A 14,199-nucleotide genomic window follows, 5' to 3' on the forward strand; every position below is an offset into this window, starting at 1 on the left:
AATTTTTAAGCTTTACCTATTTGGTAATATTCAAACCCCTCTTTATCTAATTCATAAATACCATACTGATTTCTTCCATCGTATATGATAGGGTTCTTTAACAACTCTTTAATCTCCATAAAATCTGGCGATCTAAATTCTTTCCATTCTGTTAGTAAAATCATTGCATCTGCACCTTCTAATGCTTTGTATTTAGATTCTACATACTCAAGACCTTCCACTCCATTTAGGTAACACTCCTGTGCTTCATGCATTGCTTTTGGATCATATGCTTTTACTACAGCTCCTCTTTTCACCAATTCTTTTATCACGTAAATCGCAGGTGCCTCTCTCATATCATCTGTTCCTGGTTTAAAAGCCAATCCCCACAAACCAAAAGTTAAGCCTGTTAAATCTTCACCAAATTTTGATATAATCTTATTTGCAATCACGAATTTCTGAGCATCATTTACATCTTCTACAGACCTGATCAACCTTGCATCGTAACCATTTTCTTCAGCAATTTTCTTTAATGCTTTAACATCTTTAGGAAAACACGACCCTCCATAACCAGCACCTGGATAAATAAAACTATATCCTATTCTGTTATCTGACCCAATACCAATTCTTACTTTATTAGCATCAGCTCCAACTTTTTCACAAATATTAGCAATTTCATTCATAAACGAAATCTTAGTTGCTAACATTGTATTCGCTGCATATTTTGTCATCTCAGCAGAGCGAACATCCATCTCTATCAAACGATCATGGTTATGAGTAAATGTTCCATATAATTTACGCATTACTTTAAAGGCAGCTTCAGTTTCTGCACCAACAACAACTCTATCCGGTTTCATAAAATCATTAACAGCTGCACCTTCTTTTAAAAACTCAGGATTAGACACTACATGAAACTCAATAGACTCTTCTCTTTTATCTAACTCCTCTTGAATTGCAGCTTTCACTTTATCAGCTGTACCAATAGGAACTGTAGACTTATCAATAACAACTAACTTCTTAGTCATTACCTGTCCTATTTGTCTAGCAACAGCCAACACATACTGTAAATCTGCAGAACCATCATCACCCATTGGCGTTCCAACAGCAATAAAAGCCACCTCAGAATTATCTAAACCATCTTTGATATCAGTACTAAAAAGTAAATTCCCTAGTTCTACATTTTTTTTGACTAATGGCTCTAAACCTGGTTCATAAATCGGAATAATTCCGTTTTTTAATGCATCAACCTTTTTTTGGTCAATATCAATACAAGTTACCTTGTTTCCCATTTCAGAAAAACAAGTTCCAGTAACTAATCCAACGTATCCTGTTCCTACTACTGTAATATTCATTGTCTTTTATAATTTTCCGTTTACTCTTTCTTTATCTAAAACACTTTTCACATCATATACAACTCCATCATCTTTCAACAAACGCTCAATCTCCAAACCTAAAAACTCTTTGTGTGCTACCGCAAAAATTACAGCATTGTATTTCTGCACACCTAATTCCTTTAGAATTTCTATATTATATTCTTGTTTAACTACCTTAGCATCTACCTCGGGGTCAAAAACATCTACCTCTATACCATAATCTTGTAACTCCCAAACAACATCAACTACTTTTGTATTTCTTACATCTGGACAGTTCTCCTTAAATGTAATCCCCAAAACTAAAGCCTTTGCTCCTTTAACAATCCCTCCTTTTTGTATCATTAACTTAGCAACCTGAGAAGCAACATATTGCCCCATGCTATCGTTCATTCTTCGTCCTGCTAGAATAATTTCGGGATGATATCCAAATTCCTGAGCTTTTTGAGCTAAATAGTATGGATCTACACCAATACAATGACCTCCTACTAACCCTGGTTTGAATGGTAAAAAATTCCATTTAGTTCCAGCAGCCTTCAACACTTCATCAGTATCAATCCCCATCAAATTGAAAATTTTAGCTAACTCATTTACAAATGCTATGTTAATATCTCTTTGTGAATTCTCAATGACCTTTGCAGCTTCTGCTACTTTTATATTTGGAGCTAAATAAGTTCCAGCTGTTATTACAGATCCGTAAACCTCGTTTATCTTTTCTCCTATTTCCAGAGTAGAACCCGAAGTAACTTTCAAAATTTTATCAACTGTATGCAATTTATCTCCTGGATTTATCCTTTCTGGAGAATACCCAGCGAAAAAATCGACATTAAATTTTAACCCTGATATCTTTTCCAATACAGGTATACAATCTTCTTCCGTTGCACCAGGATATACCGTAGACTCATAAACTACAACATCTCCTTTAGACAAAACTGCTCCAACAGTTTCACTCGCTTTTATCAAAGGCGTTAATACAGGCCTATTATTTTTATCAACAGGAGTAGGTACAGTGATAATATAAAAATCACACCTCCCCAACTCTTCTATACTACTCGTACACAACAATCCCGACTCTAGCCCTTCCAAATCTTTTGTCAAAACAGACTGCAACACACTCTTTTCAAGTTCCTTAGTCGTATCTATACCTCTTGACAATTCTGAAATCCTCTTCTCATCTATATCAAAACCAACGGTTTTATATTTCGTAGCAAACAACCTTGCCAATGGCAAGCCAACATATCCCAAACCAATTACACCAATTCTCATATTCACTTTTTAACGAACTACAAATATATATTAAAACAAATAAACGTATGTTAAATTTATTTTGTATTTACGTAAATGGATGTTTGCTTTTAGGCTCATAAAACAACTGATGAGTCTTGCTTATATTAGGTTCAGAAAAACTCATATTCCTAATAGCATGGACTATATTTATTGAATTTCTAGCATCTTCCAATCCAAAACCACCTCCATTTAAAATCTCTTTATAACTCTCTGTATGCAACTCTGTAAAACCTTTACTAAATTCAACTTCCATACCATCCACCTTAATAGAACGATACGTTCGCTGCCCTTTTTCTTTAATACGCTCAGGAATTAAGTCATAGTTAATTGAAAGAAACCATTTAACCTTCGCTTTTTCAAAAACAAAATAACCACAAGCCCTATCATGAGTATGTTCGAAAACTAAATTCTCTTTTAACTCACCAAAAACCCATGATAACATATCAAAAAAATGCACACCAATATTAGATGCAATCCCTCCAGACTTAGAAACATCGCCCTTCCAAGAAGCATAATACCATTTACCTCTAGATGTTAAATAAGTCAAATCCACATCAAAGACCTTATCTTTAGGAGATGAATCCACCATCTTCTTTAAATCTAATATAGCTTGATGATGACGTAACTGAAGAATTGTATATATCCTCTTACCGGTCTCCTCCTCTATTGCCTTAAGCGCATCAATATTCCAAGGATTCAATACCAAAGGTTTTTCACATATTGCACTCGCCCCAGACCTCAATGCCATTCTTATATGAGCATCGTGCAAATAATTAGGAGAACATATACTCACGTAATCTAACACTACATCATTTTCTCTTTTTATTTTCTCTAGATACCTATCAAATCGTTCAAATTCAACAAAAAAAGAAGCCTCCGGAAAATAAGAATCAATCACCCCAACACTATCATTCTTATCCAATGCAGCTAGCAAATCATTGCCAGTATCCTTTATAGCTTTAAGATGCCTTGGAGCTATATAACCAGCTGCTCCGATTAACGCAAAATTTTTCACTTTCGTCATATACACTTACAATAGCAGATTAGCCATCTAGAGATCAAATATAGAAAAATCATACTGACAAAAAAGAGTAATGAGAAATAAAAAAACCTGTCTTACGACAGGTTTAAGTTTGTGGGCGATGAGGGATTCGAACCCCCGACCCCCTCGGTGTAAACGAGGTGCTCTGAACCAACTGAGCTAATCGCCCTAAGGCTTTTTTTACTAAGAATATTGTGGGCGATGAGGGATTCGAACCCCCGACCCCCTCGGTGTAAACGAGGTGCTCTGAACCAACTGAGCTAATCGCCCTTAGCGGGTGCAAATATAAGACTTATCTTTAATTAAACACCCTTTTTATTTAAAAAATTTACAATAATTTTTTATCTATATCTCCTGCGTAACCTCTAATCTGCTTCACCTCTTCACTTTTATCCTTGGATATCAACAAAATACAATCATCAGACTCAACTAACACAACGTGATCAATTCCTCTGGTAGCAAATACAGGTTTTGAACAATAAGCATAAGAGTTAACAACATTCTCTCCTTTAATCATGTCAAACAAGCTATCATCACCAAAATCTTTAGCATATTCTATTAAAGAATCAAACGACCCTAAGTCTGACCAGATAAAGTGCGATTTAACCATTTTAATTATTTTAGACTTTTCTAAAACAGCAAAATCTATACTATCCTCAGGAATCTTTTCCATATCCTCCTTAGCAATATATCCATCCTTAGAGTTTTCATATGCCACAACAGAAGCTTCGTACATTTCTGGCTGATACTTTTTCAATTCCTCTAAAAATACAGAAGCTTTAAAACAAAACATACCACTATTCCAACAGAAGTTCCCAGAACGTATATACGTAATGGCAGTATCCTTGTTTGGCTTCTCTCTAAACGCCTTTACATCTTCACCATCATACTCAATATAACCATAACCTGTCTCAGGCTTTAATGGCTGTATACCAAACGTTACAATATTCCCTTCTTTAGCCAACCTAACAGTATTAGTAACCGCTAACTTATATTCATTCACATCTCCAATCATATGATCAGAAGGGGTAATAAACATAATATCATCAGGATCCAAAGTTAATGCTGCCAATGCAATTGCCGGAGCAGTATTTCTACCAACAGGCTCAACTACTTTCTTTTCTATTGCTAAACCTAAATCTTTTGCTTGAGACTCTGCCATTGCCAATTGAGACTCATTTGTTACCAACATAAAGTCATCAACTAATTTTTCGTTTCTCAATACAGTATACTGAAATAAAGACTTAGATTTCTCTTCAAAGATTTTCAAGAATTGCTTTGGTGCTGTTTTTCTAGAAATAGGCCACAGTCTTGAACCTACTCCACCACTTAAAACTACATTTACAATCTTTCCCATAAATATCGATTTATTTTAAATTATTATATTCTTTATACCAGTCAATAAACTTTTTCACACCTTCTTCTACAGATGTATCGGGACTATAACCATAGTCTTTGATCAAATCAGAAACATCCGCCCATGTTTTTGCAACATCACCTGGCTGCATATCCATCATTATCTTTTCTGCCTTAGCCCCCAAATTCTTTTCTATATTAGAAATGTAATCGCTTAGTTTAACAGAATTATTGTTTCCAATATTATACACTTTATAAAGAGAACCATTTTCTTCCCTAGAATCTACTTCTCCCTCAATAATCCTCATAACACCCTCAACTATATCTCCTACATACGTAAAATCACGTTCCATTTCACCATGATTAAAAACCTTAATAGGATTGTTTTTTCTAATTCCTTCTGCAAATAAATAAGCAGCCATATCGGGTCTTCCCCATGGACCATACACCGTAAAGAAACGTAAACCTGTGGTAGCAAAACCAAACAAATGAGAATATGTATGAGCCATTAACTCATTACTTTTTTTAGATGCAGCATACAAACTAATTGGTGTATCAACTGTATCTTTGGTAGAAAAAGGAATTTTAGAATTCAACCCATACACACTAGAACTACTTGCGTACACTAAATGCTTAACTTCAGTATTCCTACAAGCTTCTAGTAAATTAACATACCCTACAATATTGCTATCAACATAAGCTCTTGGATTCTCTATACTATAACGAACACCTGCTTGTGCTGCTAAATTACAAACTACCTGAAACTTCTCTTTTAGAAACAAGGAATCTACAGACTCTCTATCTTCTAGGTTTACTCTTAAAAATTTAAAGTTTTTTAACAAAGAAACTGTTTCATTACCGAATCTTTCAGCAGCTTCCCTCTCTATACCTAACCGGGCTAAACGCGCAAATTTTAAATTTACATCGTAATAATCGTTAATATTATCAATACCCACAACTTCATGCCCCCTACTCAATAGCAATTCAGACAAATGATATCCTATAAAACCAGCAGCTCCTGTAACTAAAACCTTCATTAATTAACATATTTTAAGCGACAAATATATTATTTTAATTATAGGTTTTCTTTTTTTGTATTTTAAGTTATGTTAAATAATCTGCAACAACAAAAGTACTCCCCCCTACAAACAACAAATCAGAATCATTCAAAACCTGTTTTGCCGCAGTCACTCCTTCTTTAACCGATTCATAACTAACACCTTCCAAGCCTAATTCTATCGCACTATTCATCAACAAGACAGAGGAAAGCCCTCTACCTATTGAAGGCTTTACAAAATAATAACATGCTTTTTTAGGCAACAAAGGCAAAACAGAAGACAAATCTTTATCATCAACTACTCCAAAAACAATATGTAACTTTTTGTATTTTTCTTTTTCTAACTGAGACAACACAAGAGACAACCCTTCTTTATTGTGACCTGTATCGCAAATAATCTTAGGACTCTCTTGTACAATTTGATATCTTCCTAGCAATCCTGTGTTTGCAACTACAGAATTCAAACCTTTTTTAACAGAACTCTCTGAAATACTCACCCCTAAACTATTTAAAACTTCAATGACTTTTAGAGCTGTTCTTTTGTTTTTCTCCTGATAAACACCTTTTAAATCAGACTCTACAAACACACCTTCTAACTCAAAAGCTTTAAACAAAGGAGCCCTTTTATCTTTAGCAACTGTTTCAAAAACAGAAAACGTATCTTTCTGATACTCTCCAATAACAACAGGCCTGTTCTGTTTTATAATCCCCGCTTTTTCAGCAGCAATCTTAGGCAATGTATTTCCTAAAAACTGCGTATGATCTAAACCTATATTTGTAATTACGGAAACCAACGGATCCACAACATTGGTAGAATCTAGCCGTCCTCCAAGCCCAGTCTCCAAAACCACATAATCTACCTTAACATCTTTAAAATATTCAAAAGAAAGACCAACCGTCATCTCAAAAAAAGACAATGAATTTTCCTCAAAAAATGTTTTATGTTTTTTTACAAAGTCAACAATGTATTCTTGTGATATTTCTTGTCCGTTAACTTTTATTCGCTCTCTAAAATCTACTAAATGCGGAGAAGTATACAATCCCACTCTATAACCTTCTTCTTGCAAGACAGAGGCCAACATATGACTAGTAGAACCTTTTCCATTAGTCCCAGCAACATGAATTGCTTTTATGGATTCATGTGGATTTCCTAAATACTCCATTAACAACCAAGTATTAGACAAATCTTTTTTATAAGCACTGGCACCTTGCTTTTGATACATGGGCAGTTGATGAAACAACCAATCTAAAGTTTCTTGATAATTCATAAATTATTCTAAAAGTACAAATTTGTAACGAATCAACCCAACCTGTCTATTTGGAGCATCTCCATCTGGATTCCATTTAGTAGCTAAAGCAGCTTTTTTAGCAGGTTCTAAAAGACATGGATTATTATTAGTAGTTCCTTTTACTCCAGGAACTGCTCTTATAACTTTACCATTCTTATCTACCTCTATACGGACAACAACAGTCCCTTCTTCATTACAATTTGGTTTCTCTTTGGGCTTTGTTAATGCTCTTCTACCTTTTAATAAATAATTACCATCTCCACCCAAACCATCGTTCCCATAATACTTATTGCTGTTAGGGTCTCCTTTTTCACTTCCTTTTAACCCTTGCTTATCATCATCTCCTTCTCCGTTGGTAGTTTCTCCACTAGAAGGATTTCCAAATAAATTATCTAAAACGCTCTGAGTTTGTTTTGTTGGTTTTGGTTTTTCAGGCTTTGGAGCCTCTTTAGGTTTTGGTTGTGGTTTCTCTTTTTTCTTTACAGGATCCATCACCTTTTTAACCTCAGGAGTTTTCTTCTCCTGAACTACCGGAGCTTCCTCTGTACTTTGAGTCAATACTTTTTCTTGAACTGGTGGCTGAGGAGTTTTTACTACCTCTTTTGGTTGCTCAACTTCTTTAGTCGTTTCTTTTGGAGCAGACTTCACACTTTCATTTAGTTTAGGCTCACCAGCACCAACATCTGAAGTACCAAAATTTATAGCAACCCCATATTCTTCTGGAGGATCCACATATCTTAGCCCTGAGAAAAACAGCAAAAACAATACAACCGCAGTAAACAAAACGGTTACTACAACAGACTTTCTTTCGTGCACTGTTTTAAACATACTTAATTCCCTTTTACTGCTAAAATCATTTTAATTTTATTGCGATTTGCAATATCTATCACTTGCATAATATTCTTGTAAGCGGATTCTTGATCTCCCCTTATCACTAAAGTTCCATCCTTATCATTAGAAAACTTTTTTAACAGCACATTTTCCAATTGATTAAAAGCAACTTTATCAGCATCTACATAATAAACACCATCATTCGTTATGGAAACAGAAATAACTCCTTTATTCTCCGTCTTCCCCCCTGCTTTAGGCAAAAGAACATCTATTGCATTGACCGTAACTAAAGTCGATGCCAACATAAAGAAAATCAACAACAGAAATACAATATCAGTCATAGACGACATATTAAAATCTGCACTTACTTTATTCCTTCCTTTTATCATAACACTATATTGGTTCGTCTAACAAATCTAAAAACTCAAAACTTTTAGCCTCCATCTGATAAATTACTTTATCTGTCTTTACCACTATATCATTATACGTTATATACGAAATAATCCCAACGATAAGTCCCCCTACAGTTGTAGTCATTGCTGTGTATAAACCATCCGACAACATTTTAATATCTATCTGCCCTCCCGAATTTGCAATTTCATGAATAGACACAATCATCCCCAATACAGTTCCTAAAAAACCAATCATTGGAGCAGCACCCGAAATAGTTGCCAGTATACTCACATTTTTCTCCAATTTGTAGATTTCTAACTTCCCTGCATTCTCAATCGCGGTATTGATATCCTCTAATGGTTTCCCTATTCTAGACACTCCTTTTCCAATTAAATTAGCTACTGGAGTATCGTATTTTGCACTTAAGGATTTAGCACCATCAATGTTACCTATACTAACCTGCTCCTTAATCTGATTCATGAAATCCTTATCAATTTTCCCTGCTGATTTAATCGCTAGGAATCGCTCTACATAGATATAAACAGCAATAATTAGTAAAACAAAAAGAATCGCCATTATAATCTGACCTCCTACACCTCCATCTAATATTAACTGAATTATAGAGAGTGTTTTTTCTTGACTTACATCTGCTGGCAAAGCATCCAGTTGATTTTCATTCATAATTGAAAAAGTTTATTTACTAAACGAAAATACAATTTATTATTGCATCTATAAAAACAAAAAAAAGGAACCTTTTATTAAGGTTCCTTTTTTTATTTATCTAAAAAATATGTCTACAACATAATTTTAACCATAATGTAACCTACACCTCCTAATACAACTGTATAAGGCAATGCCATTTTCACCATTTTACCATAAGACAAGTTAATTAATGGAGCTAAAGCAGATGTTAACAAGAATAAGAAAGCTGCCTGACCATTAGGTGTTGCAACACTTGGTAAGTTTGTTCCTGTATTAATAGCCACTGCTAATTTCTCAAAATGCTCTCTATCTATAGTACCAGCCTCAAAAGCTTGTTGTACTTCCCCAATATATACAGTAGCAACAAACACATTATCACTAATAGCAGACAAGACTCCGTTTGCAATATAGAATAAACCTGGTTGAGACTCTGGAGATTGATGTAATGCCCAATCAATAATTGGCTTAAATAAATGTTGATCATGAATCATTGCAACCACTACGAAGAACACCACCAATAAACCTGTAAACGGTAAAGCCTCCTCAAAAGCATGACCTAAATCGTGCTCTTCGGTAATTCCCATAAACGCAGTTTGTAAAATAATCAACGCTAAACCAATAAACCCTACAGGAGCTAAATGCAATGCCAATCCAACAATTAAGAAAATTGCCGAAACTGCCTGAACTTTTAAAGCAAATTTCTCTTTGTCAGTTCTATTCTTATCTTCTTCTAAAGCATACCCTTGTAATATTTTATCAACTACTGAAGGTAATTTTGCACCAAAACCAAAAGCTCCAGTCAACTCTAAAACCACAGTTGTTAACAATCCACACACCAATACAGGAATGGTAATTGGAGCCATTGCTAAGAAGAACTCAACAAAGTGCCATCCCATTCTTTCTCCAATCAACAAGTTTTGTGGCTCACCTACCAATGTACATACACCACCTAAAGCAGTACCCACAACACCGTGCATAATTAAACTTCTTAAGAAACTCTTAAATTCCTCTAAAGTCCCTTCGTTCAATTGCTCTTTATCTAAAACTCCATCTCCATTGTAATCTGCCTCTCCTGAATGAATTTTCTTATAAATTCCATAAAAACCTACAGCAACACTAATTAATACAGCTGTTACTGTTAATGCATCTAAGAAAGCCGATAATATAGCTGACAAAAACACAAACAACAACGACAATACAACTTTAGACTTTACTTTTGTAAAAATCTTACTAAAAATATACATCAATAATGGCTTCATAAAATAGATAGCAGCCACCATAAACACCAATAATAAAATCACCTCTAAATTATGATCTACTTCTTCATAAGCGTGATGTGGAGAAGTTAACCCTAACGCTATAATCTCTATCGCTAAAAGCCCTCCAGATTGTAGAGGATAACACTTTAACGCCATTGCTAACGTAAAAATAAACTCACCAATAAACAACCAAGCCCCAACGTGTGGTGCAAAAATTGAGATAGGAATATTCACCAAAAGGAAAAAGATCATTGTATACTTAAACCACTTAGGACTATCCCCTAAAAAATACTTCATTTTGTTAATTTTTAGAATTTGAGGGCTAAAATAAGACATTAGCACACTATATCACACTACCCTATGTTAATTTTGACGAATCAAACAAATTAATTGAAATTTGTTAAGAAATTGACACATACAAAACGATATCCTCAAGAATATCGATTAAAAAACTATCTTTCCTGAAGAATGATTCTTTAAAGCCCCAGTAACACTCGACAAACAATTAACCGAGTTTTCCAACTTTAACTTTCCTAATAAAGCAAAAACCAACGCTTCTTTATAATCTATAATTTCATTACTAGGTATTATTAAGCTTAAGTTTTTAGACAACGTTCTAATGCGATCCAATAAAAAAGTATTATACACACCCCCTCCAGTCACCAACACAGTACCATTGGTTAACTTTGTACTTATTTGTATTGCAATATGTTCTACAAAAGTTCTTAATAAATCTTCTTCTTTTATTTTATAATTATTCATTAAAGGAAAAATAGAAGAATTCAAAAACTCAACCCCTAAAGACTTAGGCTTGTCTAAAACATAAAACACTAACGAATTTAACTCTTTTAATAATTTTTCATCCACCACGCCCTTCTTAGCTAAAGCCCCTTCAGCATCATACTCAAAACCCAATCGATTTGCATAATAATTCAAAATTGTATTCACAGGACAAATATCAAAAGCTCTTCTAACACCATTGTCATCAAAGGAAACATTAGAAAAACCTCCTAAATTCAAACAATAGTCATACTTAGAAAACAACAACTCGTCTCCAATTGGAACTAGCGGAGCACCTTGCCCACCCAACAAAACATCTTGAGTCCTGAAGTCATAAACAACCTTAACCCCTGTTCTCTTATAAATCTCTTTACCACAACCTATTTGTAAAGTATAGCCTATTTCAGGTTGATGATGGACAGTATGTCCATGAGAAGCTACAAAGTCTATTTTTTTAATATGATTCGAATTGATAAAACCAGAAATCAACTCTCCATAGTATCTTCCTAATTCTACATCTAGAACCTTTAAAAGAGAACTCTCTTTGTCAATCTCCGAAATACTCCTCAATCTCTCAAACCAAACCTTTGTATACCCTATAGTATCTGTAGCTAAAATTTCAAATTGATTTTCTTCAGAAAAACACACATACACCAAGTCAACTCCATCTAAAGAAGTTCCAGACATTAAACCGATTGCATGTATTTTCTCTTCCACCATAGTAAAGCCAAAAAAGCCTTACTGATGTACAGTAAGGCTTTGTAGTCCGTAGGGGAATCGAACCCCTGTTACCAGGATGAAAACCTGGCGTCCTAACCCCTAGACGAACGGACCATTATATCTTTCTTCTTACAAAGAAGCTACGTGCTTTGTTAACTTAGATTGTAAGTTAGCTGCTTTATTCTTATGAATAACATTGTTCTTTGCTAACTTTTGCAACATTGCAACAACCTTCGGCAACAATGCCTCACCAGATGCTTTATCAGTAGTAGCACGTAAGTCTCTTACTGCATTTCTGGTAGTTTTGTGTTGATATTTATTTCTTAACTGCTTTGCTTTATTGCTTCTAATTCTCTTTAAAGCTGACTTGTGATTTGCCATTTTAAATCTCTTTAATCTTTCTATAAAAAATTTCGTAGTCCGTAGGGGAATCGAACCCCTGTTACCAGGATGAAAACCTGGCGTCCTAACCCCTAGACGAACGGACCATTATTACTACTTGAAAAACTCTTAAGCTTTTCGCTTTAGCGGTTGCAAATATACACACGTTTTACAATACTACAAACTTTTTTCGCTAAAAATTTTCAAGTTTTTTTTTCTAGTATGCTTTTGCAAATAAAACACGCTTACTAGAGGGCTTTCCGGTATATACACACACACCTTCTTCCTCTTTAAACTCTAGAGGTATACAACGAATTGTCGCCTTCGTCAATTCTTTTATTCTGTCCTCAGTTTCTTCAGTTCCATCCCAATGGGCAGCTACAAACCCTCCTTTGTTTTCTATTACGTCTTTAAACTCATCAAAAGAGTCTACATACGTAATATGCTCATCTCTATACTCTGTAGCTTTCTTTAAAAGATTTTCTTGAATTTCTTCTAATAATCTTTCAATAACCTCTACAGCTTCTTCTTGCTGATAACTTTGCTTCTCTAAAGTATCTCTTCGTGCAATCTCAAGAGTTCCATTCTCTAAATCTCTTGCTCCCATAGCAATCCTTACAGGCACTCCTTTTAATTCGTATTCTGCAAACTTCCAACCTGGCTTATGCGTATCCCTATCATCAAACTTAACGGAAATTCCTTTAGCTCTTAACTTAGACGAAATCTCATTTACTTTTTCTCTAATAGCCTCTAACTGCTCCTCTTTTCTATATATAGGTACAATTGCAACCTGTATAGGTGCTAATTTTGGAGGCAAAACCAAACCATTATCATCAGAATGAGTCATAATTAACCCACCTATTAAACGAGTAGACACTCCCCAAGAAGTTGACCAAACATGTTCTTGCTTTCCTTCTCTAGAAGTATACTTAACATCAAATGCCTTGGCAAAATTCTGCCCTAAGAAATGAGAAGTTCCAGCTTGTAAAGCTTTACCATCTTGCATTAAAGCTTCAATAGTATAAGTATCATCTGCTCCTGCAAACCTTTCACTCTCCGATTTAACCCCCTTAACAACGGGCATTGCCATATAATTCTCTGCAAAATCAGCATATACTCTTTGCATTTGTTGCGTTTCTTCTACAGCCTCTTCTTTAGAAGCATGCGCAGTATGTCCTTCTTGCCATAAAAACTCCGCTGTTCTTAAAAACAAACGAGTCCTCATTTCCCAACGTACCACATTTGCCCATTGGTTTACTTTGATAGGCAAATCTCTATACGACTGAATCCATCCTTTATAGGTATTCCATATGATGGCTTCACTTGTAGGACGAACCACTAATTCTTCTTCTAACTTTGCATTAGGATCAACAATTAACTTCCCTGGATTCTCTTCATCATTTTTTAACCTATAATGAGTAACAACCGCGCATTCTTTAGCAAATCCTTCCGCATTCTTTTCTTCAGCCTCAAATAAACTTTTAGGAACAAACAAAGGGAAATAAGCATTCTCATGCCCTGTTTCTTTAAACATTCTATCTAACTCCTTTTGCATATTCTCCCAAATAGCATAACCATACGGCTTAATTACCATACAACCTCTAACCGCTGATGTCTCAGCCAAGTCGGCCATGACCACCAATTCGTTATACCACTTTGAATAATCTGTACTTCTGCTTGTTAATTTTGACCCCATATTTATTTTTTTGGCACAAAAATTGTAAAATTCTTATTATAGTTTGGATGCAACATC

General features: G+C 34.8%; 13 protein-coding genes and 4 tRNA genes. All 17 read right to left on the minus strand.

Going from position 1 to position 14,199, the window contains the following annotated elements:
- Positions 1-5 precede the first annotated feature (5 nt).
- The gene (locus ACXHHC_RS08570) at positions 6-1,331 is read right to left on the minus strand and encodes a UDP-glucose dehydrogenase family protein (RefSeq protein ID WP_458225956.1); all 1,326 of its coding nucleotides are present in this window, start codon (positions 1,329-1,331) and stop codon (positions 6-8) included.
- Positions 1,332-1,337: 6 nt separating this feature from the next.
- Positions 1,338-2,615, minus strand: a complete 1,278-nt coding sequence (locus tag ACXHHC_RS08575) for a nucleotide sugar dehydrogenase (protein ID WP_458225957.1) — start codon at positions 2,613-2,615, stop codon at positions 1,338-1,340.
- Positions 2,616-2,682: 67 nt separating this feature from the next.
- The gene (locus tag ACXHHC_RS08580; RefSeq protein ID WP_458229241.1) at positions 2,683-3,651 is read right to left on the minus strand and encodes a Gfo/Idh/MocA family oxidoreductase; all 969 of its coding nucleotides are present in this window, start codon (positions 3,649-3,651) and stop codon (positions 2,683-2,685) included.
- Between the two features lie 121 nt (positions 3,652-3,772).
- A tRNA-Val gene (locus ACXHHC_RS08585) sits at positions 3,773-3,847 on the minus strand.
- A gap of 26 nt (positions 3,848-3,873) precedes the next feature.
- A tRNA-Val gene (locus tag ACXHHC_RS08590) sits at positions 3,874-3,948 on the minus strand.
- 58 nt (positions 3,949-4,006) lie between these two features.
- Positions 4,007-5,035 (minus strand): mannose-1-phosphate guanylyltransferase, encoded by a 1,029-nt coding sequence (locus ACXHHC_RS08595; RefSeq protein ID WP_458225958.1) that lies wholly within the window; start codon positions 5,033-5,035, stop codon positions 4,007-4,009.
- A 10-nt stretch (positions 5,036-5,045) separates the two neighbouring features.
- On the minus strand, positions 5,046-6,071 hold the full coding sequence (locus tag ACXHHC_RS08600) for an NAD-dependent epimerase (protein WP_458225959.1): 1,026 nt from the start codon (positions 6,069-6,071) through the stop codon (positions 5,046-5,048).
- Between the two features lie 67 nt (positions 6,072-6,138).
- Positions 6,139-7,359, minus strand: a complete 1,221-nt coding sequence (locus ACXHHC_RS08605; protein WP_458225960.1) for a bifunctional folylpolyglutamate synthase/dihydrofolate synthase — start codon at positions 7,357-7,359, stop codon at positions 6,139-6,141.
- Positions 7,360-7,362: 3 nt separating this feature from the next.
- Positions 7,363-8,208, minus strand: coding sequence for an energy transducer TonB (locus tag ACXHHC_RS08610; protein WP_458225961.1), 846 nt, complete (start codon positions 8,206-8,208; stop codon positions 7,363-7,365).
- 2 nt (positions 8,209-8,210) lie between these two features.
- Positions 8,211-8,600, minus strand: coding sequence for an ExbD/TolR family protein (locus ACXHHC_RS08615; RefSeq protein WP_458225962.1), 390 nt, complete (start codon positions 8,598-8,600; stop codon positions 8,211-8,213).
- A gap of 4 nt (positions 8,601-8,604) precedes the next feature.
- Positions 8,605-9,285 carry a MotA/TolQ/ExbB proton channel family protein gene (locus ACXHHC_RS08620; protein WP_458225963.1) on the minus strand — a complete coding sequence of 227 codons (681 nt, stop codon included), beginning with the start codon at positions 9,283-9,285 and terminating at the stop codon, positions 8,605-8,607.
- Positions 9,286-9,398: 113 nt separating this feature from the next.
- A complete protein-coding gene (gene nhaB, locus ACXHHC_RS08625; protein ID WP_458225964.1) occupies positions 9,399-10,862 on the minus strand; it encodes a sodium/proton antiporter NhaB in 1,464 nt (487 codons plus the stop codon).
- 147 nt (positions 10,863-11,009) lie between these two features.
- Positions 11,010-12,065, minus strand: coding sequence for an anhydro-N-acetylmuramic acid kinase (locus tag ACXHHC_RS08630; protein ID WP_458225965.1), 1,056 nt, complete (start codon positions 12,063-12,065; stop codon positions 11,010-11,012).
- Between the two features lie 42 nt (positions 12,066-12,107).
- Positions 12,108-12,179, minus strand: a tRNA-Glu gene (locus ACXHHC_RS08635).
- A 15-nt stretch (positions 12,180-12,194) separates the two neighbouring features.
- Positions 12,195-12,446 (minus strand): 30S ribosomal protein S20, encoded by a 252-nt coding sequence (gene rpsT / locus ACXHHC_RS08640; protein WP_458225966.1) that lies wholly within the window; start codon positions 12,444-12,446, stop codon positions 12,195-12,197.
- Between the two features lie 35 nt (positions 12,447-12,481).
- Positions 12,482-12,553, minus strand: a tRNA-Glu gene (locus ACXHHC_RS08645).
- A gap of 110 nt (positions 12,554-12,663) precedes the next feature.
- Positions 12,664-14,142 carry a proline--tRNA ligase gene (proS, locus tag ACXHHC_RS08650; protein ID WP_458225967.1) on the minus strand — a complete coding sequence of 493 codons (1,479 nt, stop codon included), beginning with the start codon at positions 14,140-14,142 and terminating at the stop codon, positions 12,664-12,666.
- Between the last annotated feature and the right edge of the window lie 57 nt (positions 14,143-14,199).

This window comes from Wenyingzhuangia sp. IMCC45574, assembly GCF_054182685.1.

Bases quoted from the DNA above. Each gene is read 5' to 3' on its own strand.
- ACXHHC_RS08570 (WP_458225956.1), bottom strand. From the start codon at position 1,331: ATGAATATTACAGTAGTAGGAACAGGATACGTTGGATTAGTTACTGGA.
- ACXHHC_RS08575 (WP_458225957.1), bottom strand. From the start codon at position 2,615: ATGAGAATTGGTGTAATTGGTTTGGGATATGTTGGCTTGCCATTGGCA.
- ACXHHC_RS08595 (WP_458225958.1), bottom strand. From the start codon at position 5,035: ATGGGAAAGATTGTAAATGTAGTTTTAAGTGGTGGAGTAGGTTCAAGA.
- ACXHHC_RS08600 (WP_458225959.1), bottom strand. From the start codon at position 6,071: ATGAAGGTTTTAGTTACAGGAGCTGCTGGTTTTATAGGATATCATTTG.
- ACXHHC_RS08605 (WP_458225960.1), bottom strand. From the start codon at position 7,359: ATGAATTATCAAGAAACTTTAGATTGGTTGTTTCATCAACTGCCCATG.
- ACXHHC_RS08610 (WP_458225961.1), bottom strand. From the start codon at position 8,208: ATGTTTAAAACAGTGCACGAAAGAAAGTCTGTTGTAGTAACCGTTTTG.
- ACXHHC_RS08615 (WP_458225962.1), bottom strand. From the start codon at position 8,600: ATGATAAAAGGAAGGAATAAAGTAAGTGCAGATTTTAATATGTCGTCT.
- ACXHHC_RS08620 (WP_458225963.1), bottom strand. From the start codon at position 9,285: ATGAATGAAAATCAACTGGATGCTTTGCCAGCAGATGTAAGTCAAGAA.
- nhaB (WP_458225964.1), bottom strand. From the start codon at position 10,862: ATGAAGTATTTTTTAGGGGATAGTCCTAAGTGGTTTAAGTATACAATG.
- ACXHHC_RS08630 (WP_458225965.1), bottom strand. From the start codon at position 12,065: ATGGTGGAAGAGAAAATACATGCAATCGGTTTAATGTCTGGAACTTCT.
- rpsT (WP_458225966.1), bottom strand. From the start codon at position 12,446: ATGGCAAATCACAAGTCAGCTTTAAAGAGAATTAGAAGCAATAAAGCA.
- proS (WP_458225967.1), bottom strand. From the start codon at position 14,142: ATGGGGTCAAAATTAACAAGCAGAAGTACAGATTATTCAAAGTGGTAT.